This is a genomic window from Alcaligenes sp. SDU_A2 (genome assembly GCF_038237375.1).
Classification (GTDB): Bacteria; Pseudomonadota; Gammaproteobacteria; order Burkholderiales; family Burkholderiaceae_B; genus Alcaligenes.
On sequence record NZ_CP151273.1, the window covers coordinates 1,302,663 to 1,324,748 of the forward strand.

Annotated in this window: 24 protein-coding genes and 1 pseudogene; 21 read left to right on the forward strand and 4 right to left on the reverse strand. The window is 59.2% G+C overall.

What is annotated here, in order from left to right; translation table 11 throughout:
- Nucleotides 1-11: 11 nt before the first annotated feature.
- The 18 genes from plsX to rarD all read left to right on the forward strand — a co-directional run bounded on the left by plsX (nucleotide 12) and on the right by rarD (nucleotide 16,474).
- Complete coding sequence (gene plsX, locus AADW57_RS06095; protein WP_341669158.1) at nucleotides 12-1,100, forward strand: phosphate acyltransferase PlsX; 1,089 nt, start codon at nucleotides 12-14, stop codon at nucleotides 1,098-1,100.
- Nucleotides 1,101-1,125: 25 nt separating this feature from the next.
- Nucleotides 1,126-2,103, forward strand: coding sequence for a beta-ketoacyl-ACP synthase III (locus tag AADW57_RS06100; RefSeq protein WP_341669159.1), 978 nt, complete (start codon nucleotides 1,126-1,128; stop codon nucleotides 2,101-2,103).
- Between the two features lie 47 nt (nucleotides 2,104-2,150).
- Nucleotides 2,151-3,086 (forward strand): ACP S-malonyltransferase, encoded by a 936-nt coding sequence (gene fabD, locus AADW57_RS06105; RefSeq protein WP_341669161.1) that lies wholly within the window; start codon nucleotides 2,151-2,153, stop codon nucleotides 3,084-3,086.
- Nucleotides 3,087-3,830 (forward strand): 3-oxoacyl-ACP reductase FabG, encoded by a 744-nt coding sequence (gene fabG, locus AADW57_RS06110; RefSeq protein ID WP_341669162.1) that lies wholly within the window; start codon nucleotides 3,087-3,089, stop codon nucleotides 3,828-3,830.
- Between the two features lie 186 nt (nucleotides 3,831-4,016).
- On the forward strand, nucleotides 4,017-4,256 hold the full coding sequence (gene acpP / locus AADW57_RS06115; RefSeq protein WP_003800961.1) for an acyl carrier protein: 240 nt from the start codon (nucleotides 4,017-4,019) through the stop codon (nucleotides 4,254-4,256).
- Between the two features lie 141 nt (nucleotides 4,257-4,397).
- Complete coding sequence (fabF, locus tag AADW57_RS06120) at nucleotides 4,398-5,630, forward strand: beta-ketoacyl-ACP synthase II (protein ID WP_341669163.1); 1,233 nt, start codon at nucleotides 4,398-4,400, stop codon at nucleotides 5,628-5,630.
- 163 nt (nucleotides 5,631-5,793) lie between these two features.
- Complete coding sequence (locus AADW57_RS06125) at nucleotides 5,794-6,096, forward strand: hypothetical protein (RefSeq protein ID WP_341669164.1); 303 nt, start codon at nucleotides 5,794-5,796, stop codon at nucleotides 6,094-6,096.
- Nucleotides 6,093-6,695, forward strand: coding sequence for an RNA polymerase sigma factor RpoE (gene rpoE / locus AADW57_RS06130; RefSeq protein WP_341669165.1), 603 nt, complete (start codon nucleotides 6,093-6,095; stop codon nucleotides 6,693-6,695). The genes AADW57_RS06125 and rpoE overlap by 4 nt, the downstream gene beginning before the upstream one ends.
- Before the next feature lie 66 nt (nucleotides 6,696-6,761).
- Nucleotides 6,762-7,205, forward strand: a complete 444-nt coding sequence (locus AADW57_RS06135; protein ID WP_341669166.1) for a sigma-E factor negative regulatory protein — start codon at nucleotides 6,762-6,764, stop codon at nucleotides 7,203-7,205.
- 50 nt (nucleotides 7,206-7,255) lie between these two features.
- Nucleotides 7,256-8,227 (forward strand): MucB/RseB C-terminal domain-containing protein, encoded by a 972-nt coding sequence (locus AADW57_RS06140; RefSeq protein WP_341669167.1) that lies wholly within the window; start codon nucleotides 7,256-7,258, stop codon nucleotides 8,225-8,227.
- 24 nt (nucleotides 8,228-8,251) lie between these two features.
- Nucleotides 8,252-9,745 carry a DegQ family serine endoprotease gene (locus AADW57_RS06145; protein ID WP_341669168.1) on the forward strand — a complete coding sequence of 498 codons (1,494 nt, stop codon included), beginning with the start codon at nucleotides 8,252-8,254 and terminating at the stop codon, nucleotides 9,743-9,745.
- Nucleotides 9,746-9,981: 236 nt separating this feature from the next.
- Entirely contained in the window at nucleotides 9,982-11,775 is a 1,794-nt protein-coding gene (lepA, locus tag AADW57_RS06150) for a translation elongation factor 4 (protein WP_341669169.1), read from the forward strand.
- Between the two features lie 61 nt (nucleotides 11,776-11,836).
- Complete coding sequence (lepB, locus tag AADW57_RS06155) at nucleotides 11,837-12,721, forward strand: signal peptidase I (protein WP_341669170.1); 885 nt, start codon at nucleotides 11,837-11,839, stop codon at nucleotides 12,719-12,721.
- On the forward strand, nucleotides 12,721-13,479 hold the full coding sequence (rnc, locus tag AADW57_RS06160) for a ribonuclease III (protein ID WP_341669171.1): 759 nt from the start codon (nucleotides 12,721-12,723) through the stop codon (nucleotides 13,477-13,479). The genes lepB and rnc overlap by 1 nt, the downstream gene beginning before the upstream one ends.
- Nucleotides 13,476-14,366: a GTPase Era gene (era, locus tag AADW57_RS06165; protein ID WP_341669172.1), complete on the forward strand. Its 891-nt coding sequence runs from the start codon at nucleotides 13,476-13,478 to the stop codon at nucleotides 14,364-14,366. The genes rnc and era overlap by 4 nt, the downstream gene beginning before the upstream one ends.
- Nucleotides 14,359-14,949, forward strand: coding sequence for a DNA repair protein RecO (gene recO / locus AADW57_RS06170; protein WP_341669173.1), 591 nt, complete (start codon nucleotides 14,359-14,361; stop codon nucleotides 14,947-14,949). Before era ends, recO begins: the two co-directional genes overlap by 8 nt.
- Nucleotides 14,950-14,956: 7 nt before the next feature.
- On the forward strand, nucleotides 14,957-15,553 hold the full coding sequence (locus AADW57_RS06175; RefSeq protein ID WP_341669174.1) for a PIN domain-containing protein: 597 nt from the start codon (nucleotides 14,957-14,959) through the stop codon (nucleotides 15,551-15,553).
- 3 nt (nucleotides 15,554-15,556) lie between these two features.
- Nucleotides 15,557-16,474 carry an EamA family transporter RarD gene (gene rarD, locus AADW57_RS06180; RefSeq protein ID WP_341669175.1) on the forward strand — a complete coding sequence of 306 codons (918 nt, stop codon included), beginning with the start codon at nucleotides 15,557-15,559 and terminating at the stop codon, nucleotides 16,472-16,474.
- 92 nt (nucleotides 16,475-16,566) lie between these two features.
- Here the strand turns inward: rarD and epsC are convergent, their stop codons facing one another.
- Nucleotides 16,567-17,496: a serine O-acetyltransferase EpsC gene (epsC, locus tag AADW57_RS06185; protein ID WP_341669176.1), complete on the reverse strand. Its 930-nt coding sequence runs from the start codon at nucleotides 17,494-17,496 to the stop codon at nucleotides 16,567-16,569.
- A gap of 582 nt (nucleotides 17,497-18,078) precedes the next feature.
- Nucleotides 18,079-18,216: pseudogene (locus tag AADW57_RS06190) on the reverse strand (IS5/IS1182 family transposase); the annotation flags it as partial.
- 223 nt (nucleotides 18,217-18,439) lie between these two features.
- Between AADW57_RS06190 and AADW57_RS06195 the strand changes: the two are divergent.
- From AADW57_RS06195 to AADW57_RS06205, 3 genes are all read left to right on the forward strand, one after another.
- Nucleotides 18,440-19,273 (forward strand): hypothetical protein, encoded by an 834-nt coding sequence (locus AADW57_RS06195; RefSeq protein ID WP_341669177.1) that lies wholly within the window; start codon nucleotides 18,440-18,442, stop codon nucleotides 19,271-19,273.
- Between the two features lie 163 nt (nucleotides 19,274-19,436).
- Nucleotides 19,437-19,715 (forward strand): AcaB family transcriptional regulator, encoded by a 279-nt coding sequence (locus AADW57_RS06200; protein ID WP_445819185.1) that lies wholly within the window; start codon nucleotides 19,437-19,439, stop codon nucleotides 19,713-19,715.
- A complete protein-coding gene (locus AADW57_RS06205) occupies nucleotides 19,702-20,505 on the forward strand; it encodes a hypothetical protein (protein WP_341669178.1) in 804 nt (267 codons plus the stop codon). The genes AADW57_RS06200 and AADW57_RS06205 overlap by 14 nt, the downstream gene beginning before the upstream one ends.
- Before the next feature lie 94 nt (nucleotides 20,506-20,599).
- Here AADW57_RS06205 and AADW57_RS06210 read toward each other — a convergent pair whose 3' ends face one another.
- Nucleotides 20,600-20,827 (reverse strand): DUF2274 domain-containing protein, encoded by a 228-nt coding sequence (locus AADW57_RS06210; protein WP_341669179.1) that lies wholly within the window; start codon nucleotides 20,825-20,827, stop codon nucleotides 20,600-20,602.
- Entirely contained in the window at nucleotides 20,824-22,086 is a 1,263-nt protein-coding gene (locus AADW57_RS06215; protein ID WP_341669180.1) for a TrbI/VirB10 family protein, read from the reverse strand. The genes AADW57_RS06210 and AADW57_RS06215 overlap by 4 nt, the downstream gene beginning before the upstream one ends.

Below are 22,086 nucleotides of genomic sequence, written 5' to 3' on the forward strand. Positions count from 1 at the left end.
TTGCATGCTTGATGTCTAACAAAAAAATACGTATTGCCATCGACTGCATGGGCGGCGATGTCGGTTTGCCGGTCACCGTCCCTGCGGCACTGCTTTTTGCGAAGCGGTTCCCGGATGTGCACTGCTTATTGGTGGGCGATGCCCAGGCCATCGAGCAAACCCTGCGTGCGCAAGGCAATGTCGATACCTCCTGGTACGACATTCTTCATGCATCTGAAGTCGTCACCATGGCCGATTCGGTCGAGGTGGCCCTGCGCCGCAAAAAAGATTCTTCCATGCGTGTGGCTGCCCAGTCCGTCAAGGACGGGTTGGCCGACGCGTGCGTCTCCGCCGGCAATACCGGTGCCTGGATGGCGATCACCCGCTACGTGCTCAAGACGCTGGACGGCATAGATCGTCCGGCTATCGCCACTTCCATTCCCAACCAGAAAGGCGGTGCCACCACCATGCTGGATCTGGGGGCCAATGTCGATTGCACGGCTGAACACCTTCTGCAATTCGCCATTATGGGTACGGCATTGGCCAGCATCGTGGACGGACACGAGCGGCCCACGGTCGGCTTGCTCAATATCGGTGAAGAAGTCATCAAGGGCAACGAAGTCGTCAAGCAGGCGGCCGAGCTGTTGCGCTCAAGCGGCCTGAACTTCTATGGCAATGTGGAAGGCGACGATATCTGCAAGGGCACGGTCAATGTGGTTGTCTGCGATGGCTTTGTCGGCAATGTCGTGCTCAAGTCCATCGAAGGCCTGGCCAAGATGGTGGGCGGCATGCTGCGCGAAGAGTTCACGCGCGACGCCTACAGCAAAGCGTCTGCTTTGCTTGCCCGTCCGGTCTTGAATCGTTTCCGCGATCGGGTGGATAATCGCCGGCACAATGGCGCTGCCCTGCTGGGGCTGCGTGGCATTGTCATCAAAAGCCATGGTTCGGCCGATGCCTATTCTTTCGGGTATGCTTTGCAGCGTGCCCGAGGCGCGGTCCTCAATGGCTTGCTTGATGGCACCAGTCAGGCAGTGGAGCGGATCAGGCAAAGCCTGAATTCGCTTCAGTCTGCGCCTGGTGAGCCGGATTCACTCCACACTTCAGAGCCCTCATCCTCATAACACGGGTTCGACTGGGAAGAAAACTATGACGATATTTGCCAAAATTATCGGTACGGGCGGCTACCTGCCACCTCGGGTCGTGTCCAACGAGGATCTGGCCGCCGAGCTGGCGCAAAAGGGCATCGAGACCTCCGACGAGTGGATTGTCGAGCGCACCGGCATACGGCAGCGTCACCTGGCCGAACCCGGCGTGCGCTCCAGCCAACTGGCGACTCAGGCGGCCCGGCAGGCGCTGGAGGATGCCGGTATCCAGGCCCAGGATCTGGATCTGATCGTCGTGGCCACGTCCACGCCGGACTATGTGTTTCCCAGCACGGCTTGCCTGGTGCAGGCCGAATTGGGCAACAAAGGCGCGGCTGCTTACGATGTGCAGGCGGTGTGCAGCGGATTCGTGTACGCACTGACTACGGCAGATGCCATGATACGCGCGGGCCGCGCGCGCCATGCCCTGGTGATCGGGGCTGAAGTGTTCTCCGGTATTCTGGACTGGAGCGACCGCCGCACATGTGTACTGTTCGGCGATGGCGCCGGTGCCGTGGTGCTGTCCGCCAGCGATGAGCCGGGCATTTTGGCCGCTCAGCTTAATGCCGACGGCAGCCAGATGGGTATTCTGTGCGCGGCTGGCAATGTGTCCTATGGTCAGGTTGTCGGCGATCCGTTCCTGCGTATGGACGGCCAGGCCGTCTTTAAATTGGCGGTCACGTCCTTGGCGGCTTCCGCGCATCAGGTCTGCGAACAGGCCGGCGTGCAGTTGTCCGATATCGATTGGCTGGTGCCTCATCAAGCCAATATCCGCATCATCAATTTCCTTGGCCGCAAGCTGGGCATCCCCGCCGAAAAAGTCGTCGTTACGGTGGATACGCATGCCAACACGTCTGCTGCCAGCGTGCCGCTGGCCCTGAATGCCGCGCGACGTGACGGTCGTGTCCGTGCGGGCGATCTGGCCCTGTTGCAAGGCGTGGGCGGCGGCTTCACCTGGGGTTCGGTGCTGGTGCGCTTCTAAGCGCGGTCAGGCTGGATTCCCGTCCACTTTCTTCGAGTCTCTCTACCATGAAAATTGCGTTTGTCTTTCCGGGACAAGGTTCGCAGTCTGTCGGCATGCTGGATGCCTGGGCAGAGTCGGACGTCGTGCGTCAGGCTATCGAACAGGCCAGCGCGGCGTTGGGCCAGGATCTGGCGGCGCTGATGGCCCAAGGCCCGGCCGAAGACCTGAACCTGACGACCAACACACAGCCTGTCATGCTGGCCAGCGCCGTGGCGATGTATCGTGCCTGGATAGCAGCGGGCGGTCCGGTGCCCGACATGATGGCCGGCCATAGCCTGGGCGAATACTCGGCCTTGACCGCGGCTGGTGTCTTGACCTTAGAGCAAGCCGTGCCTTTGGTGCGGGTGCGTGCTGATGCCATGCAGGCGGCTGTTCCCGTGGGAATGGGCACGATGGCGGCGGTCTTGGGTCTGGATGATGATCAGGTGCGCGATGTCTGCGCCCGCGCGGCTCAGGATCAGGTGGTGCAGGCGGTTAATTACAATGCGCCGGCTCAGGTCGTAATCGCAGGTCACGTTCAGGCGGTCGATCGCGCCTGCGCGCTGGCTAAAGAGGCCGGTGCCAAGCGTGCCCTGGTTCTGCCCGTGTCTGCGCCGTTTCACTCCAGCTTGCTTGAACCGGCGGCCGCCGTGTTGCAGCAGGCGCTGGATGCATTAGAGTTGCGCGAGCCTTGTGTGCCTGTCATCAATAACGTGGATGTCCAGGCTCCGACGCAGACGATCCAGATCAAAGATGCGTTGGTTCGTCAGGCCTGGCATGCGGTGCGTTGGGTAGAATCCATCCAGGCCATGAAGGCGCAAGGCGTCACCCATGTGGTCGAATGCGGTCCAGGCAAGGTGCTTAGCGGGCTGGTCAAGCGTATTGATCGCGATCTGGTCGCCCTGTCTATTACCGATCCCGCCTCGTTGCAGGCGACTCTGCAAGCCTTGAAGGAAGCGTAAATGCAAGATTTCAACCTTAGCGGCAAGACGGCCCTGGTAACCGGCGCATCGCGCGGCATCGGCCAGGCCATTGCAAAAGAATTGATGGCGCGTGGTGCCAAGGTCATCGGCACGGCCACCTCCGAATCCGGCGCGCAGGCGATTTGCGCCGTGCTGGATCAGAACGGCAGCCGGGGCGAGGTCCTGAATGTGGATGATGCCCAGGCTTGCGAAGCCCTGATCCAAACTTTGAGCAAGGATGACGGCGGCCCGCACATTTTGGTCAATAATGCCGGCATCACCCGCGATAATTTGGCAATGCGCATGAAGGACGAGGACTGGGACGCGGTTATCCAGACCAACTTGAGCGCTGTGTTCCGGTTGGCGCGTGCCGTCATGCGGCCCATGATGAAAGCCCGCTGGGGCCGCATCATCAGCATCACCTCGGTGGTGGGGGAAAGCGGTAATCCAGGCCAGGCCAACTACGCCGCTGCCAAAGCGGGCGTGGCCGGCATGAGCCGCGCGCTGGCGCGCGAACTGGGCAGCCGCAATATTACGGTCAATTGCGTGGCCCCAGGCTTCATCGACACCGATATGACCCGTTCGCTGACCCCCGAACAATCCGCCGCCATACTGTCCCAGATTCCCTTGGGACGCCTGGGCGCGGCAGAAGATATCGCCAATGCGGTCGCCTTTCTGGCCGGCCCGCAGGCGCAGTACATTACAGGCAGCACCATTCATGTGAATGGCGGCATGCATATGTAAGGGCTTGGCATCGCGCCCGGCTGAGGTAAAATTGCGGGATTATTTGGGGCCTATTGCTTGAGCCGGCGTTGCACGGGTAACGTTGGGCCTCATACAAGAACGCCGTTTTTTGTCATAGCCTACACCTTTTAGCAGTTTGGATTGGCTATAATTCGCGGGAATTTTTCCCCAACTTGGAGAATCTGCATGGAAAGCATCGAACAGCGCGTCAAGAAGATCGTCGCTGAACAACTTGGCGTCAACGAAGCCGAGATCAAGAACGAATCTTCTTTTCTCGACGACCTCGGTGCCGACTCGCTCGACATGGTCGAGCTCGTGATGGCGCTCGAAGACGAATTCGAAACCGAAATCCCAGACGAAGAAGCTGAGAAAATCACGACGGTCCAGCAAGCTGTGGATTACATCAATTCGCACAGCAAGCAGTAAGTTCAATCCAGGGTGCGGGCTGCGTTCTTGCATGCCCCCGCTCCAAGGCGGTTCCCAGAGAATGGCTTGCGCCCTGCAGCTTTGGCCGGCAAGACGCAGTCATTCCCCTTGAGCCGCTTTTTTTGTGTTTAGGAGTCATCCGTGAAGCGACGTGTCGTGATTACCGGTCTGGGTATTGTTTCCCCGGTCGGCAACGATATCCCCACCGCGTGGGATAACATCGTCAATGGACGTTCGGGCATCGGGCGTATCACCCGTTTCGATCCGTCGGCCCTGAGTGCCCAGATTGCGGGTGAGGTCAAGGATTTCGATATCACGCAGTACATCTCGGCCAAAGAAGCCAAGCAAATGGATACCTTCATCCATTATGGCGTGGCGGCCGGCATGCAGGCCTGGAAGGATTCCGGCCTGGAAATCAACGACATCAATGCCGAGCGCATGGGTGTCATCGTCGGGTCCGGTATCGGCGGCTTGCCCCGTATCGAAGAAACCCAGAAAGAATACCTGGATCGGGGGCCGCGCCGCATTTCCCCGTTCTTTGTGCCCGCCTCCCTGATCAATCTGATCTCGGGCCATCTGTCCATCAATCTGGGCCTGAAAGGCCCCAGCTACGCCGTCGTGTCGGCCTGCACCACAGGTTTGCATTCCATCGGCGACGCCGCCCGCCTGATCGAGTATGGCGATGCCGACGTCATGATTGCCGGTGGTGCGGAATCTACCGTGTCGCCATTGGGCATCGGCGGCTTTGCCGCCATGCGTGCCCTGTCGACCCGTAACGACGATCCGCAGACTGCATCGCGCCCCTGGGATGTGGACCGCGATGGCTTCGTGCTGGGCGAGGGTGCCGGTGTGCTGGTGCTGGAAGAATACGAACACGCCAAAAAACGCGGTGCCCGCATTTATGGCGAGTTCGTTGGCTATGGCATGAGCTCGGATGCGCACCACATTACGTCGCCTGACCGCGACGGTCCGCGTCGGGGTGTGCTCAATGCGCTGCGCAGCGGCGGCATCAATCCGGATCAGGTCGATTATGTCAACGCACACGGCACGTCCACGCCGCTGGGCGATGTCAACGAGTCCGAAGCGCTCAAGCTGGCTTTCGGCGACCATGCCCGCAAGCTGGTTGTCAATTCGACCAAGTCCATGACCGGCCACTTGCTGGGTGCCGCTGGCGGCATCGAAGCGGTGTTTACCACACTGGCGGTCTACAATCAGGTTTCGCCACCCACGATCAACATCTTCAATCAAGATCCGGCCTGCGATCTGGATTATTGCGCCAATCAGGCCCGTGACATGAAGATCGACGTGGCCTTGTCCAATTCCTTTGGATTTGGCGGCACCAACGGTTCTATGGTGGTTAGCCGTCTTCGTTAACACGACCGGTCCCATCTGCCACGCCCAGTCCTGGCGAACCGGCGCTCCTGCGTCGGTTCGCAGGCTGGGCGTTGTTGTATGTGCGTTGGCGTTTGCTGGCTTTGTCTGGGCGTTGCTGTCCTGGCATAGGGTCGGGGGATGGGGCGTGCTGCTAGGTCTGTTCTTGGCGTTTATTCTTTTTTCACGCTTTGGTCATCGGCAGGCTGCCTGCGCTACCCTTAGCTATAGGGCAGGGCTATACTGGCTGGACCGTCCCGGAGTGGGGGCAGAACCTGTGCAACTGGGCCAGGTGTGGCGCTCACCCTGGTGGCTGACTGTGCAATGGATGGTTCAGGGCCAGCCAGCTCGGCGTGGCACGCTGACCGTGTGGCGCACCGCTGTGCCGCAGCAGGCTTGGTGGGCTTTGCGTTTGCGCATGAACAGGCTGGCGCTCCAAGTCCGTGTTCAGAACAAGGATATTCAATGAGTGAACGCGATACCGATGCCGAACTGATTGCACGTGTTCAGCGTGGGGACAAGCGCGCCTTTGACCTGTTGGTAATCAAATACCAACGCAAGATCATGCGTCTGCTCAGCCGCATGATACGTGATCCGTCCGACATCGAGGATGTGGCACAGGAAACCTTCATCAAGGCCTATCGGGCCCTGCCGCAGTTTCGTGGCGACAGTGCCTTTTATACCTGGCTGTATCGCATTGCCATCAATACGGCGCGTAACTGGCAGGCCTCTGCCGGGCGCAGGCCCAGCGCCTTGCAGGCACTCGAAAACGAAGACGGTGAAACTTTTGATCAAATTGACAACCTAACTGACATCAGCACGCCGGAATCCGTCATGGTCAGCCGCCAGATTGCCGAAACTGTTAACAGTGCAATCCAGGCCTTGCCCGAAGAATTGCGGACCGCGATCGTGCTGCGTGAAATCGAAGGTATGAGCTACGAAGACATTGCTCAGACCATGGATTGCCCGATAGGAACCGTGCGTTCGCGCATTTTTCGGGCCCGCGACGCCATTGCAACGCAATTGCGCCCCATACTGGATGGTGAAGATAGTGAACGACGGTGGTAAGGATTGATGATGCAAGCCCTGAAATCCCATTCCGATGAAGAGCAGCTCCACGCCTGGGAGGCCTCCGTGTCTTCCTGGGTCGATGGCGAGGCCGAGATGCGTCCCGAAGAACTGGACTCGCCTTATGGGCGTCAGGTCTGGGATGCCTATCATCTGATCGGTGACGTCATGCGCACCGAAGCGCTGGCGATACGCACCTCGGATCGTTTCTACGCACGCCTGTCCAAGGCGATCGACGAGGAGCCCACTGTTCTTGCGCCTCATGCGCTCAAGAAGTCCCGGGCGCAGCGCTACGCGATTCCGGGACTGGCGGCGGTGGCGACGGTCGCGGCGGCGTTGTGGATGGGCCTGCCCTATCTGGGCCTGAGCGATACGCCTGCCGGCGCTTCGCTGGTCGCCGGCATCCAGGACGAGCAGCTCTGGAACGATTATGTCGATCTGCATCGCGATTTTGTCGGTGCCGGGCCGGTTCGCTACGTCTCATTCGATAGCGGAGCCGGCGGACAATGAGGTCTGTTTACCCGTCTTCGCGCGCAACTGTCGTCCGTGCATGCCAAGGCATGGCTGCGGCCTTGTTGGCCCTGTTGGCGCTGCCCGCAACCGCTCAGCAGCCGCACGCTGTCCAGGCGCTGGACCTGCCCTGGTTGCAGCAGGTGCATAAGGCGGCCCGGGACCTGGATTACTCCGGCGTCATCATCTATACCCAAGGCCAATCCAGCCAGTCCATGAAGCTGGTGCATGTGGTCGATGGCACGGGCGAGCGGGAACGGCTGGAGATCATGGATGGCCTGCCGCGCGAATTTTTGCGTCAGAACGAAGTGACCCAGTGCTTGCTGCCGGAAAAGAAGATGGTGGTCATCGAACGTCGTCAGAACGAGCGCTTTCCCAGTTTTCTGGTCGGGGACGTAAGCCAGTTGCCGCAACATTACGATATGCGCCGCCTGCCCGAGCAAGAGCGCGTGGCAGGGCGGCCCTGCGATGTGGTGGAACTGGTGCCCAAGGATACCCAGCGCTATGGCTACCGGCTGTGCGCCGATACGGATCATCGCTTGTTGTTGCGTATGCAGACGGTCGACGCCACGCAGTCCGTGGTCGATCAGATTGCCTTCGCCTCGGTGTCGTTCGGGGATCAGGTGGCCTTGCAGGATCTGCGCACCAGCTGGAATGCCAGCCAGTGGCAGGTCGTCGAACCCGAAGTGCGCCAGATCCAGGCCAGTGAGCAGGGGTGGGTGTTTACCATGCCGCCCGGATTTACCATGCATTCCGAAATGCTGCGTCCCATGCGCGCCGGCCGTCAGGTCACGCATTTGGTCATGGCCGATGGGCTGGCCGCCATTTCCGTATTTCTGGAGCGCGTCGGCGCACCCGAGGCCGAAGAGAACAGTCTGGGTGCTTACCATCGCGGTGCCATGAACATGTTCCGCACGCGTATCAACGATTATGTCCTGACGACCACCGGCGAGGTACCTATGCCGACCTTGCGCGCGCTGGCCGAAAATACCCAGTTTGTTTCCCCATCCCGGACACATTGAGCATCGTCCACCAGGAGTTTTTCAATGGAAAAATTGAGTCATAAAATGCGTTTCAATGTCCTGTCGGTTCTGACGGCGTCGGCGTTGCTGGCCGCTGCCGCGCCTCTGGCTACGGTTCATGCTCAGGCGGCTGAGCAGTCCCAGGCCAGCGTGGCCGGATTGCCCGACTTTACTGGCGTGGTGGCCCGGACCGAAGATGGCGTAGTCAATATCCGCACGACCGAGGCGGTGCAGGTGCGCTCGCCCGCCATGGGGCCGGGTTCGGACCCTTACGATATGTTCCGCTGGTTCTTCGGTCCAGACTTCGTGCCGCCCGGCATGGCTCCGCAAGGCCCGCGCGGCGGCAATCAGCCCCAGGCCCCTTCGGAACGTACCGTGCCGCGCGGTGTGGGTTCCGGGTTCATCATCTCTGCCGACGGTTATATCCTGACCAATAACCATGTCGTGGCCGATTCCAACGGTATTTTCGTCACGCTGAGCGATGGCAAGGAGTATCCGGCCAAAATCATCGGCACGGACGAGCGCACCGATGTGGCTCTGATCAAAATCGAAGCCAAGGGCCTGAAACCGTTGGTTATCGGGGATTCCAACAAACTCAAGAAAGGGCAATGGGTGCTGGCCATCGGTTCGCCTTTTGGCCTGGAGTCCACTGTCACTTCCGGCATTGTCAGCGCCATCAACCGCGATACGGGCGATTATCTGCCGTTCATCCAGACCGATGTGGCGGTCAATCCCGGCAATTCGGGTGGTCCGCTCATCAACCTGAATGGCGAAGTCGTCGGGGTCAACTCTCAGATCATTTCGCGCAGCGGCGGCTTTATGGGCATTTCCCTGGCCATCCCTATCGACGAAGCAATGCAAGTCGTGGAGCAGCTCAAATCGCATGGCAAGGTCACACGCGGGCGCATCGGCGTGCAGATCACGCCGGTGGCCGACGATGTCGCCAAGGCTCTGGGCCTGCCCGACAGCAAGGGTGCGCTGGTCAGCAGCGTGGAAGAAGGCGGTCCGGCTGCCAAGGCCGGGATTCAATCCGGCGATGTGATCTTGCAGTTCAATGGCCGCAAGATCGATCAGATGTCCGATCTGCCACGTATCGTGGGCGGCACCAAGCCGGGCGAGAGCTCTACGATCGATATCTGGCGCAAAGGCAAGCAGCAATCGGTCAAGATCGATGTGGCCGAAATGCCTTCGTCGGCCTCGGCTTCGGCCAACGCCCCCGAGAAAGCCGCGCCGGCCACTAGCGTGGATGCGTTCGGCCTGAAAGTGGCGGCAGTGCCGCCGGCCGACCTCAAGCGTCTGGGCCTGGATAGCGCTGTGCAGATCACCGATGTCGCCGCGCCGGCCAGCGAAGCGGGGCTGCAGCCGGGCGACCTGATTCTGCGCGTGAACGATAAAGACGTGGGCACGCCCGAACAATACGCTAAACTGGTAGCCTCGCTGGATAAGTCCAAGGCAGCCGCTTTGTTGGTGTTGCGTTCGGGGCAGTCTCAGTGGGTTCTGGTGACGCCCTCGAAATAAATCCTGTAAAACGGCTAAAATGATAGCCAGTGAAGAACTCCGGCCCAGGGCCGGAGCTTTTCCGCCGCCATTCAGGCACGCCCCGGGCGTCGAATGGACAATGATCCCGCGCACCCGTCCAAAGGACGGGTCTTGCGCTTATGGCGCGTGGTCGGAAGGGGCGTCCTGGACGCCCCTTTTTTGTGTCGCTTTCCTGGCATTGAGCCACAACACCTTCTTTGTTTATTGACCCATCTATGGATCACATCCGCAATTTCTCCATCATTGCCCATATCGATCATGGCAAATCCACCCTGGCTGATCGCCTGATTCAACGCTGTGGAGGCCTGGCCGACCGCGAGATGTCGACCCAGGTTCTGGATTCGATGGACATCGAGAAAGAGCGAGGCATCACCATCAAGGCCCAGACCGCTGCCCTGCAATACAAATCCAAGAGCGGCAAGATCTACAACCTGAACCTGATCGACACCCCCGGTCACGTGGACTTTTCCTACGAGGTCAGCCGGTCCTTATCGGCTTGTGAAGGGGCGCTGCTGGTGGTCGATGCCTCTCAGGGCGTGGAAGCGCAAACCGTCGCCAATTGCTATACCGCCATCGAGCAGGGCGTGGAAGTCATCCCCGTGCTCAACAAGATGGACCTGCCGCAGGCCGATCCCGACGCCGCCCGCCAGGAGGTCGAAGATGTCATTGGCATCGACGCCAGCGATGCCATTGCCGCCAGCGCCAAGACGGGCCTGGGCATTGACGATATTCTGGAAACCATCGTGGCGCGCGTGCCCCCGCCGGTGGGCAGTCCCGATCAGCCTTTGCAGGCGTTGATCATCGATTCCTGGTTCGACAACTACGTTGGCGTGGTCATGTTGGTGCGCATTGTCAACGGTGTGTTGCGTCCCAAGGACAAGGTGTTGCTGATGGCCACCCGCGCCACGCATCTGGTCGAGCACATCGGCGTGTTCACCCCCAAGTCAGAAAACCGCCAGCAGTTGTCCGCCGGCGAGGTGGGCTTTGTGATTGCGGGCATCAAGGAGCTGGAACACGCTAAAGTGGGCGACACCATCACGTTGGCCGGCAAGCCGGCCGCCGCCGCCTTGCCCGGCTTTAAAGAGGTCAAGCCGCAGGTGTTTGCCGGGCTGTATCCGGTGGAAAGCAGCGAGTACGATCAGCTGCGCGACTCGCTGGAAAAGCTCAAGCTCAACGATGCCTCGCTGATGTTCGAGCCCGAAGTCTCCCAGGCATTGGGCTTTGGTTTCCGCTGCGGTTTTCTGGGCTTGTTGCACATGGAGATCGTGCAAGAGCGCCTGGAGCGCGAGTTCGATATGGACATCATCACCACGGCACCGTCGGTGGTCTACGAAGTCGAGCGCCGCGACGGCGAAGTGCTGATGATCGAGAGCCCATCGCGCATGCCCGAGGTGGCGCACATCGAAGATGTGCGCGAACCCATTGTGGTGGTTTCGCTGCTGATGCCGCAAGAATACGTGGGGCCTGTCATGACTTTGTGTACAGCCAAGCGTGGTCTGCAGTTAAATATGACCTATCACGGGCGTCAGGTAAACCTGACCTACGAAATGCCTTTGGCTGAGATCGTGCTCGATTTCTTTGATCGCCTGAAGTCGGTGTCGCGCGGTTACGCATCGATGGACTATGAATTCAAGGAATACCGCTCTGCCGATGTGGTCAAGGTCGATGTGCTGATCAATGGCGATCGGGTCGATGCTCTGTCCATGATTGTGCACCGCAGTAATGCGCGCTATCGTGGCCGCGAAGTCGTTGCCAAAATGCGCGCCCTGATTCCGCGCCAGATGTTCGATATTGCGATCCAGGCGGCCATCGGTGCCGAGGTCATCGCCCGCGAGAACGTCAAGGCGCTGCGCAAGAACGTGCTGGCCAAGTGTTATGGCGGCGATATTTCACGCAAGAAAAAGCTGCTTGAAAAGCAAAAAGCAGGCAAGAAGCGCATGAAACAGGTGGGTAACGTCGAAATTCCGCAAGAGGCTTTCCTGGCCATTTTGCAGGTCGAAGACAAATAATTCCCATGCGCAGGCCCAAGACCTGCGCGCGGGAACGAATTACTTTCTTTAAAGGAAACCGATGAGCTGGGATTTCGCTCTGATTTTGTTCGTGCTGCTGGTGGTGACCGGCGTGATCTGGTGTCTGGATCGCTTCTCGCTGCGTCCGCGCCGGCAGCGGCGCGCTCAGGCGGCGATGGATGCCGTGCCGCTGGATGCGGGCGTCGACCCGGAGGAAAACCAGCGCCTGCGTCAGGAAGCCTATGATCGCGAAAATCGCATGCCCTGGTGGATTGAGTACGGCGTCAGTTTTTTTCCGGTCATTCTGTTCGTGTTTGTGTTGCGCTCGTTCATTTTCGAGCCGTTTCGCATTCCATCGGGTTCCATGCTGCCCACACTCAAAAGCGGCGACCTGATTCTGGTCAATAAATTCGAGTACGGCATTCGCCTGCCGGTCAGCGGTGCCAAGGTCATCCCTCTGGGGCAGCCCGAGCGCGGCGATGTCATTGTGTTCCGCTACCCCGTGGACACCAATGTGGATTACATCAAACGCGTGGTGGGCCTGCCGGGCGATCGTGTGGAATATCGCGACAAGATTCTGTCCGTCAACGGCCAGCCTGTGCCGCAGGTGCGCAATGGCGATTATTACGAGCCCGATCGCACCGCTTATATCGGCCGCTATCTGGAAGAGTTGGGCAAGACCCAGCACAACATCTTGCTCAACAAAAATGTGCCGCAGGGCCTGATGCCCATCGTGGCTTTTCCGCATCGTGAAGCCTGCGAATACTTCGTCAACGGCGTGTCCTGCGTTGTTCCTCAAGGCAATTACTTTGTCATGGGCGATAATCGCGACAACAGCCTGGACAGCCGCTATTGGGGCTTTGTGCCCGATGACAATGTGGTTGGGCGTGCTTTCTTCATCTGGATGAACTTCCGCGAACCAGGGCGTATTGGCCGCTTCCACTAATGAAACGCTTATCTTTGCTTGAGGCCGCCATCGGCCACTCTTTCAAGGACGTCTCCCTGCTGGAGCAGGCGCTGACGCACCGTAGCCATAGCGCCCGCCACAACGAACGCCTGGAGTTCCTGGGCGACTCGGTGCTCAATTTCACCGTGGCCGCCTTGTTGTATCAGCGCTTTGAGCGCATCGACGAGGGCGACCTATCGCGTCTGCGTGCCAATCTGGTCAAGCAGGCGGCACTGGCCGAAGTTGCTCAGAATCTGGAACTGTCCGAATACTTGCGACTGGGCGAAGGCGAGCTTAAAAGCGGTGGCTTTCGGCGTCCATCCATTTTGGCCGATGCGCTTGAAGCCATTTTCGGCGCTGTGTTTCTGGACGCTGGTTTCGTGCAGGCGCAGGCCGTCATCACCCGTTTGTACGAACCCATGATGGTCAACGTGGACCCCAAAACCCTGGGCAAAGATCCCAAGACCTTACTCCAGGAGCTGCTGCAAGGGCGCAAGCTGGACTTGCCCGTCTACACCGTCGTGGCCACGCATGGCGCTGCCCATGACCAGATGTTTGATATCGAGTGCACTATCGCTAAACTGAATATCCATGTGCAGGCCAGCGGCAGCAGCCGCCGCGCTGCCGAACAGGCGGCCGCCATCCAGGCCATCGAGTTGCTGCAGGCCCAGTTGCCTGCCAAGACCACACGCGCTTCGCGGCATCGCCGCCCGTCCCAATTGACCCTGCCTGTGGCGGTGTCCCAGGAAAAATCATGACAGACCCTTCTTTTCGCTGCGGCTTTGTCGCTATCGTCGGACGCCCCAATGTGGGCAAGTCCACCCTGGCCAATGCCTTGATCGGCAGCAAAATCTCCATTGTTTCGCGCAAGGCGCAAACGACGCGGCATCGCATCAACAGCGTCTTGACCCGTGACCACGACCAGATCGTCTTTGTGGACACGCCTGGCTTTCAGACTCGTCATGGCGGTGCCATGAACCGCATGATGAATCGCGTGGTCACCCAGGCGCTGGCAGATGTGGACGTGGTCGTGCATGTGGTTGAAGCCGGCAAATGGTCGGCGGCCGATTCCGAGTTGTTGCCCATGCTGCCCAAAGGCGGCAAGACCATTTTGGTGGTCAACAAAGTGGACGCCCTGAAAAGCAAGAACGAGTTGTTGCCCTATATTGCCCGCCTGTCCCAAGAGTTTGACTATGGCGCGGTGATTCCGGTCAGCGCCGCCAAGCGCGTGCAGTTGGATCAGCTTCTGGATGAAATCGCTCAGCGCTTGCCCGAAGGCGAGGCCATGTTCGATGCCGAAACCATTACCGATCGTTCGGTGCGTTTCATTACATCGGAACTGTTGCGCGAGAAGATCTTTCGTCTGGTTGGCGACGAACTGCCTTATGGCTGCACGGTCGTCATCGAACAATGGGAAGAAAACGAGCAGGGCGCGCGCATCGCTGCCTGCGTGGTGGTGGAGCGGGAAAGCCATCGTCCCATTCTGTTGGGCGCGGGCGGCATGCACATGAAGCGCATCGCTACCGAAGCTCGTCAGGATATTGCCAAGTTGATCGACAAGCCTGTCTACCTGGATGTGTATATCAAGGTGCGCAAGGGCTGGTCCGACCGCGAAGCGGCCTTGCGCGAATTGGGGTATGAGTAGCCGTCGGCAGCGTTTTCAGGACGAACCCGGCTACATACTGCATACCAGTGCCTGGCGCGAAACGTCTCTGATCTGCCAGGCTTTTTCGCGCAATCATGGATTGGTGCCGCTGGTGGCCAAGGGTGCCAAGCGGCCGCATTCTGTGCTCAGGCCGGCTTTGTCGGTGTTTCAGCCTTTGCTGCTCAGTTGGACGGGGCAAAATGAAGTCAAGACGCTGACCCGGGCCGATTGTGCCGGCATCCGCCCCCTGAAGGGGCGGGCGCTGATGTCGGCCTGGTACATGAACGAACTGTTGATCCGCCTGTTACCGCGAGAAGATCCGCATCCGGTGTTGTACGAAGCCTACGAAGCAGCGCTGGCCCACTTGGCGCAACAACCCAGACCACCGGTGGCCGGGGCCTTGCGCCGCTTTGAATGGGTGCTGTTAACTGAAACCGGCTATGGTTTTGAAGATGATATGCCCGATTTTGACGATGCGCAGCGCGAGCCCGAGCTGCGCATTCTTTTGCGCGAACGCATCAACAGTTTGTTGGGGCGCCCTTTGCACACTCGTACCGTGCTGATGCAACTGCAACGCTACTGACACTGCTATGGCCACCTCCCTTCCTGCTGTTCTGGTGCTTGATACTTGCGTGCTGATCTCCAACGTGCTGCGACGGCTCTTGTTGGCGATGGCCGATGCCGGTGTGTTTCAGCCGGCCTGGAGCCCGGTCATTGGCGACGAATGGCGGCGTAATGCGGGGCGGTTGTGGAAAGTGATGCCGGTGTCTATCGATGAGCAGTGGGAGCAGTTGCAGCAGACTTATCCGCAAGCGGATTTGGGGGATGCCACGGCCTTCAAGGATGGGCTGCGGCATTCGGATGCCAAGGACTGGCATGTGATTGCCACGGCGCGCGCCGCGCAGCAGCGCTACCCTGGGCAAGCCGTGGGCATATTGACGCGCAACATCAAGGATTTCAATCGCTCCGAACTGCGTCGTCTGGGCCTGACGCTGTGGGAGCCGGATCAGTATCTGGCTCAGTGCATGCAGGATCAACCGTTAGTGTTGCGTCGCCTGCTGGATGGTCTGCCGGATCTGATGCTCACCCCCGAGGCGCAGGCACTGGATACTGCGACCTTGCTCAAGCGAGATCGTCTGTTCCGGCTGGCGCAACTGTATGTTCAACCCAGTTCCATGGAGACATAGAACATGAAGCAGGGCGTTTTGCTGTCGGTCTTTGCGTCGTCACTGTTCGCGCTGCTTTATTTTTATGCGACGGTGCTGCAGCCTTTAAGCGGTGAACAGATTTTTGCCTGGCGGATCGTGCTGGGCTTACCAGCACTGGCGCTGGTCATTACGCGGGCGCGTCGCTGGCGTGAAGTGCGTTGGGTGTTGCGTCATTGGCCGAGTAACTGGCGATATTTTGCGCTGTTGGCGCTGGCGGCGGCCTTGGTGGGCGTGCAGCTGTGGATTTTTGTATGGGCACCTCTGCACCAGATGGCGCTGGATGTATCGCTGGGGTATTTTCTGTTGCCTTTGATGATGGTGCTGGTCGGGCGCGTGTTTTACAAGGACACGTTGACCCGGCTGCAATGGCTGGCTGTGGCGCTGGCCGCTGTCGGCGTGCTGCACGAACTCTGGCGTGTAGGCGGAGTATCGTGGGCGACGGCGGTGGTGGTGCTGGGCTACCCCCCGTATTTCATGCTGCGTCGTTATCTGCGACTGGGTTCGCTGGCTTCACTGTGGTTCGACCTCAGTTTTCTGTTTCCGGCGGCCTGCTGGCTGCTGTTTGTGCAGGACCCTGGCATGTGGGGACAGTTTCTGGAGCATGGCCGCTTGTTTTGGCAGGTGCCTGTGCTGGGCTTGATCAGCTCTGTGGCGTTGGTCAGCTATTTGTCGTCCAGTCGGCAATTGCCCTTGGCCCTGTTCGGTATTCTGGGTTACGTGGAGCCCGTGCTGCTGTTCTGGGTGGCGTATCTGCTGCTGGACGAACCCATGAGCCCCGAGCAGTGGTGGACCTACATTCCTATCTGGACAGCGATTTTTCTGGTGGCGCTGGAGGGCGGCATACGCTTGTGGCGTACTGAGCACCTGGCGCGTCGGTCGCAAAGGCTGAAACCTTCTTGAGGTTTTGGCGATGTCTGTGCGCCATGTAGATGGCCATTCCCGTTTCGGGAACGGCCATCTACAGGAATGGAGTGCATGCACCCGGTTCTGGCTTAATCCAGTGCTGCCTTGTCGTTTGTTTGTTCGCGCAGCAGGCTGGCTTGCGTTACGGACAGACCGGCGGGGACGTCGTCGGTAATCCAGACATTACCGCCTATGGTGCAGCCTTTGCCCAGCGTTACTCGGCCAAGAATGGTGGCCCCGGCATAAATGACGACGTCGTCCTCGACGATAGGGTGACGCGGCTGCCCCTTGAGCAATAAACCTTTCTCGTCCTTGCTAAAGCGCTTGGCACCCAGCGTGACGGCCTGGTATATGCGCACGCGCTTGCCGATAATGGCGGTTTCACCGATGACCACGCCCGTGCCGTGATCGATGAAACAGGCATGGTCGATACGTGCGCCAGGGTGGATATCGATGCCGGTCTGGCCGTGGGCCAGCTCGGCGATAATCCGGGCGATCAAAGGCAGATCCAGGATGTGCAGCGCGTGGGCGATGCGGTGGTGGATCATGGCCAGCACGCCGGGATAGCAGAGCAGCACTTCGTCCACATTCTGGGCGGCCGGGTCGCCTTGATAAGCGGCGACGACGTCCAGGTCTAGAGTGCGGCGCATATCGGGCAAGGAATCGGCGAAGGACTGGATGGCGGCCTGGGCGTGCCGCTCGATGGCGTCGCGATCCAAGTTCAGGCGCGAGGCCACGACCGAGCGGCGCAGCTCGATGCGGGCTTGTTCCAGCAGGGTGTTCAGAGCCTGGCCCAGGGTGTAGCCTACATAGTGATCTTCGTGTTCGCGGCGCAGATCCGGGCTGCCCAGGCGCATAGGAAACAAGACACCTTTCAGTTGTTCGGCGACTCGGGTCAAGGCCTGCACCGACGGGAACTCCTGCCCGTCCGGCTCTTTCAGGCGTTGCTGCGCATGTCGCCAGTCCTCGCGCGCACCGCGCAGATTGTCCACGATGTGTTGGGTTTCAAATACAGCCACCTGCGTTCTCCGGGTCGGAAGTTTCTGACAGGAAACACTATACTCCCACGCCTGTCTGCATACATGAAAAACCAGTTTGAAGCTCAGGACGAATCTGTCCTTGCCGATGGGGACGGGAAAAAAGGTTCTTCGTAGATGTGCGGGATGGACTTGCCGTCGGATAGAAGTAAGGCAGCGGCAAGTCACCATTAGCAGGTGTGCGGCACCAGCAAACCGTTAGCCCGAACAGCCCAGCTCCAGACTTGAACGACGATTTCTAGAGGTCGTGCTTAGCCCATTAATGAACAGAGTGGTTCCCGATCATAGATGAGGGGCCAAAAAAGGGCCGACGTCAAGCTTTTTTATAAATCGCGCGGGGATTGAAACTACATATGGGGCAATAGGTTAGCTCTGCTTTGCGCCTTCTGCATGAGAGCCAGCGTAATAGGCTAGGAGCCACATAAGAGTCTTAGGAAAGCAAGCCAGGGCGCACTTTAGCAGCGTCAATTGCAAAGGGGCGAACTGGTCTATGATCATCATAGCCCGTTCTCTCTCACCCGATAAAACTACAGACCGCGCGGACGATGAATGGACGGAAGCTGTCGAGGGGCGCCCGCGCTGAGCGTGCACCGCATCGAAATCGGCACTCATCGTTGCAAACAGTGCATCGACCACCAGGCGCAGCTTGCGCAGCAGATGTGTCTGCGGCACCCAATCTTCAAGGCTGACGTAGCTGAACATTCCCCCCGAAAGCTTTGATCGCCTCTCGTTGTCCTCGTCTGGCTTGTTCTCGGATCTATTTACACCGTAGCGGCCAACGCACACGCCCACGAGGGTTTTTCCAACGGTTTGTTAATGAACTGCCCAAGGGCAAAGTGCAGTATCCGGGAGTTGTTGACCACTACTACTCTGGAAGGCCCGCAGATTAAAATCAGGATGCGAAAATCTCCTATCGGCGACCTCCATGACGAAATCGTTTACATTTGACAGCCCCTTCGGGGCAAACGCCATCTTTTGGCTTTGTGGCCTACAAGAAGATGAGCGAGGCCCAACCCGCAGAATAGTTGAAGACCTCCAAGTTCAAGGCCGACTACCAATTCCAGTGAGGCAGGTCGATCTGAACTCGCCCGACGACTTGACTATCGCTATCCAGTGCTTATGCAGCATGGCCGCACGCGAAGGAGGAATCCGACCCATCGTACACCTTGACATGCACGGTAGCCCGAGCGATGGGATCAAAGCTGGGAATGGCTTCCTTGACTGGGAGTCGCTCGGCAATGCTCTTCGCGATTTGAACTCTACGACAGGCAATAAGCTCTTGGTCGTTGGTGGAGCATGCCATTCGCTTTCAACAATCCGTTCGCTTGACATTCACTCAGCGTCACCGTTCTATGCTCTCATTGCTCCTGAAGGAGAGATATTAACTGGTGTTCTCGAAGAGAAGGTTGTTCCGTTCTATGAAACTCTTTTCAAAACGGGCTCATTGGATCAAGCCGCAGCACAGCTCGGTCAACCGTTTCGATACGTTCATTGCGAGAAAGTCCTCTTCATCATACTTGCTCGGTATATCAAGAATGGCTTGAAGGGAAGAACACTTGAGGAGCGCCGGGAACGACTGCTTACCGAAGTTTTTCTAGGACATGAAGATAAGACGCCTGACGCGATCAGGCGAGCCCGTGCGGCGATTAAGGACGGCCTGAAGCCCACACAGGATCTCGTAAACCGATACGCCGGCCCCTTCCTTTGTAACCGTCCTTGCGGATTTTCCATCGAAGACTTACTCAATATGGTCTCTTGACTTCTGTAGACCTTCTTAGAGCTATCTCCAGGGGATAGTTGCAACATACAGGCCCTCCGCACGTATCCAAATTGGCGTTCTGTCCGTGCGGTTTGTTGTTGACAGCCAGCCACCGACCTGTCCCGATGCTGGCGACTCGCTCATTACCTGCCGAGTCGTCGCTATGCCAAACGAAACCTTCCTGCTCAACCTCGGGGCGCTGTGCAGAGTCATGTCGCTGACGCTGCACACTCATCACTTTTCCCGTATCTGGCACGGTCGCGCTGCTGCTGGCAGGCCAGGTAGCGTCGGTCTGAATGGGCACCTCTCGATTATGAGCAAGCTGCGGCGCGGTGTCGAACAGGGCGATCCGTACAGCAACTGGTGGATCACCATAAAAGCAAGGATAATCGAAGCGGCCTACTACGAAATGTCTATACAGGGGGAACGTGTTGAAATCTGATGACTTAGCCGAACATACGCTGACACAGCTAGGTTTCAGCGTAGAAAAACTGCCCGAATCCACGGAAAGGGGCAAGAAGATGCCGGATTTTCTCGTGCGGCATGGTTCCTCTAGCGCTTTGGTGGAAGCCAAGCTTAAGGGCGACGATCCTGATGAGGCCTCCGTGCGGGAGAAAACCTTGGATACCGGCGAAGTCTACGTCTCCGATCACGAACTCGGTCGAGACGAGACCCTCTCGGGCATCGTTCGAAATGGCTCGAAGCAGTTGAAGGCCGAAACAGGAGTCGAAGCTGACTTTAAGGTTATTTTCGTCCTGATGGATTGCATCAATGCTCGTGTTGTAAGCGAGCAGCTCGTCGATACGCTGTACGGCAGAACGAGCGTCATCGAATATGGCAAACCACCTCAACCCAAGCCTTGCTATTTCTACAGAAACAGCGATTTCTACAGAAGGCAGGAGACCGATGCGGCAATTGTCGGTCATGTGCAGGCGCACGGCGGCACTACGACATTGAGAATCTGCCTCAATCCTTATTCGCCACGCTATCAGAAACTCAAAGCATCCGAGTTCCTGCTGCCATTTGGTCAAGCAGTGTTAGACCCGATCCATGAAGAAGAAGCCGGCCAGGCCTATATCCCCGACGCCGAGGTTGAAAGAAGGGAACAGGAGTTCACGCGGGTTTTCTCCCTCTACGATCCAGTTCTTCATCATCTCGCCAAAAAATACAAAACAGCGCCGCTTCTACGTCTCGACTTCAATGCACCGGAGTTTGCCATTCGGTCACGATAATTTCGTCTGATGTGGTTTCAACCTGGCAGGCGGGCGTTGCATCCACCGGTTGAATCCGCAGCCGATAGCTGTCAGTATAAAATTTCGTATTTTTTTACTTTCTGTCCGACTCACTCCTTCGAAAACCTCGATCCCCTGCCATGAAGGCTTCCAGCATGTGCGGGATCAGGGTCGCCGCATCGACCGCCTCTCCATACGCCTGCGCATGCAGCGCGGCGTAGCGATCGAGATCGGCTTTCAAGCTGGCCGGGCAAGCGAAGGTCAGCTTCACGCTCTCGGTCTTGGGCAGCGGCCCCAGCCGCAGTTTCCTGGTTGTGCTCATCGTGAAGTCCCCTTGTTGAAGAACAGCGGCTGATAGGGCCGCAGCACCAGATCGCGGTTGACGATGATGCGCACCGGCAAGCCCGGGCGGCTGGTCAGCGTGGGCTGGATGTTGAGGTTGCGCCGGGTCACTTCCTGGCCGACCTGGTTCACGGTGTCCTGCAGGCTGTCGCGCCCGGCAATGATGACGCGATCACCGTCCTGGCGGTTCTCGGGTGCGGCCAGCTCGGCCCCCACGCCCAGCAGCGTGGTCAGCACGGCACCGGCAAAGATCCGATCCCAATGCCAGTCCACGTCGTCTTCCAGGCCGGCATAGCCTGCGGGGTCGGTGCCGATCAGGTTGTCGAGCGTGAGCGATGACGTATCCGGCAGGATGATGCGGTTCCACATCACCTGCACGCGGCTCTGGCCGTAGCTGACTTGGCTGTTGTACTTGCCCAGGATGCGCGAATCCTGCGGGATCAGCAGGAACTTGCCAGTGGCCGTGTCATAGATCGGCTCCGTCACCGTGGCGATCACGTCGCCCGGCAGGTCGGACTTGATGCCCGTGACCAGAGCCCCGGCAATGACCGTTCCGGCCATCACCTGATACGGCGAGGTGGGCATTTGCAGGTTGCCGGAATTGCGGGTTTCCGTAGAGCCGCCTGTCAGGAACGCCTCTTTCTGGTCTTGCCGGTTCTGTACGGCGGTCGGGTCGGCAGGCTGGGCCGCCGTCGAGGCCGGGCCAGCCGCCAGCGGGTCGAACGCCGCATTGGCGGCGACCTGCGTTTGCGCCACTGGCGCGGCTGCCTGCGCCCCCGAACGGAAGAACACGGACGAAGTCGCCGCCGCTTCGGCTTCCTTGCGCAGCGCGTCGTTGGGATCATGGCCGGGGGCCGCGTAGGCGGCCGTTACTGGCTGCTGCGACTTCACGATGGCCGGGCCGAGATCGCCCGGTAGCGGCGGCCCCAGCTCCGGCACGGCAGGCGGCAAGGCCGGCGGCAGCTTGGAGTAGTCCGCTGGCAGCGCGTCCAGCCCTTCGGACTTCGAGACGCGATCGACGTTGTAAAGCTCGGTCTGCTCGCCTGCGCCGCGCCGCTGCGGTTGCAGCGACCACATCAGCGCGCCGAGCACGGCGACCGACAGGCCACCGGCGAGGATCGCCAGCGTGCGCCGGTTCAGGCGCGTGACCGGGCGCGGTTGGGCGCGCAGCGCCACCGCCTCGGGAGCCACCTTGCCCGCCTTCGGCGTGGCAAGGTCGGGAATGTCGTCCTGGCTCAT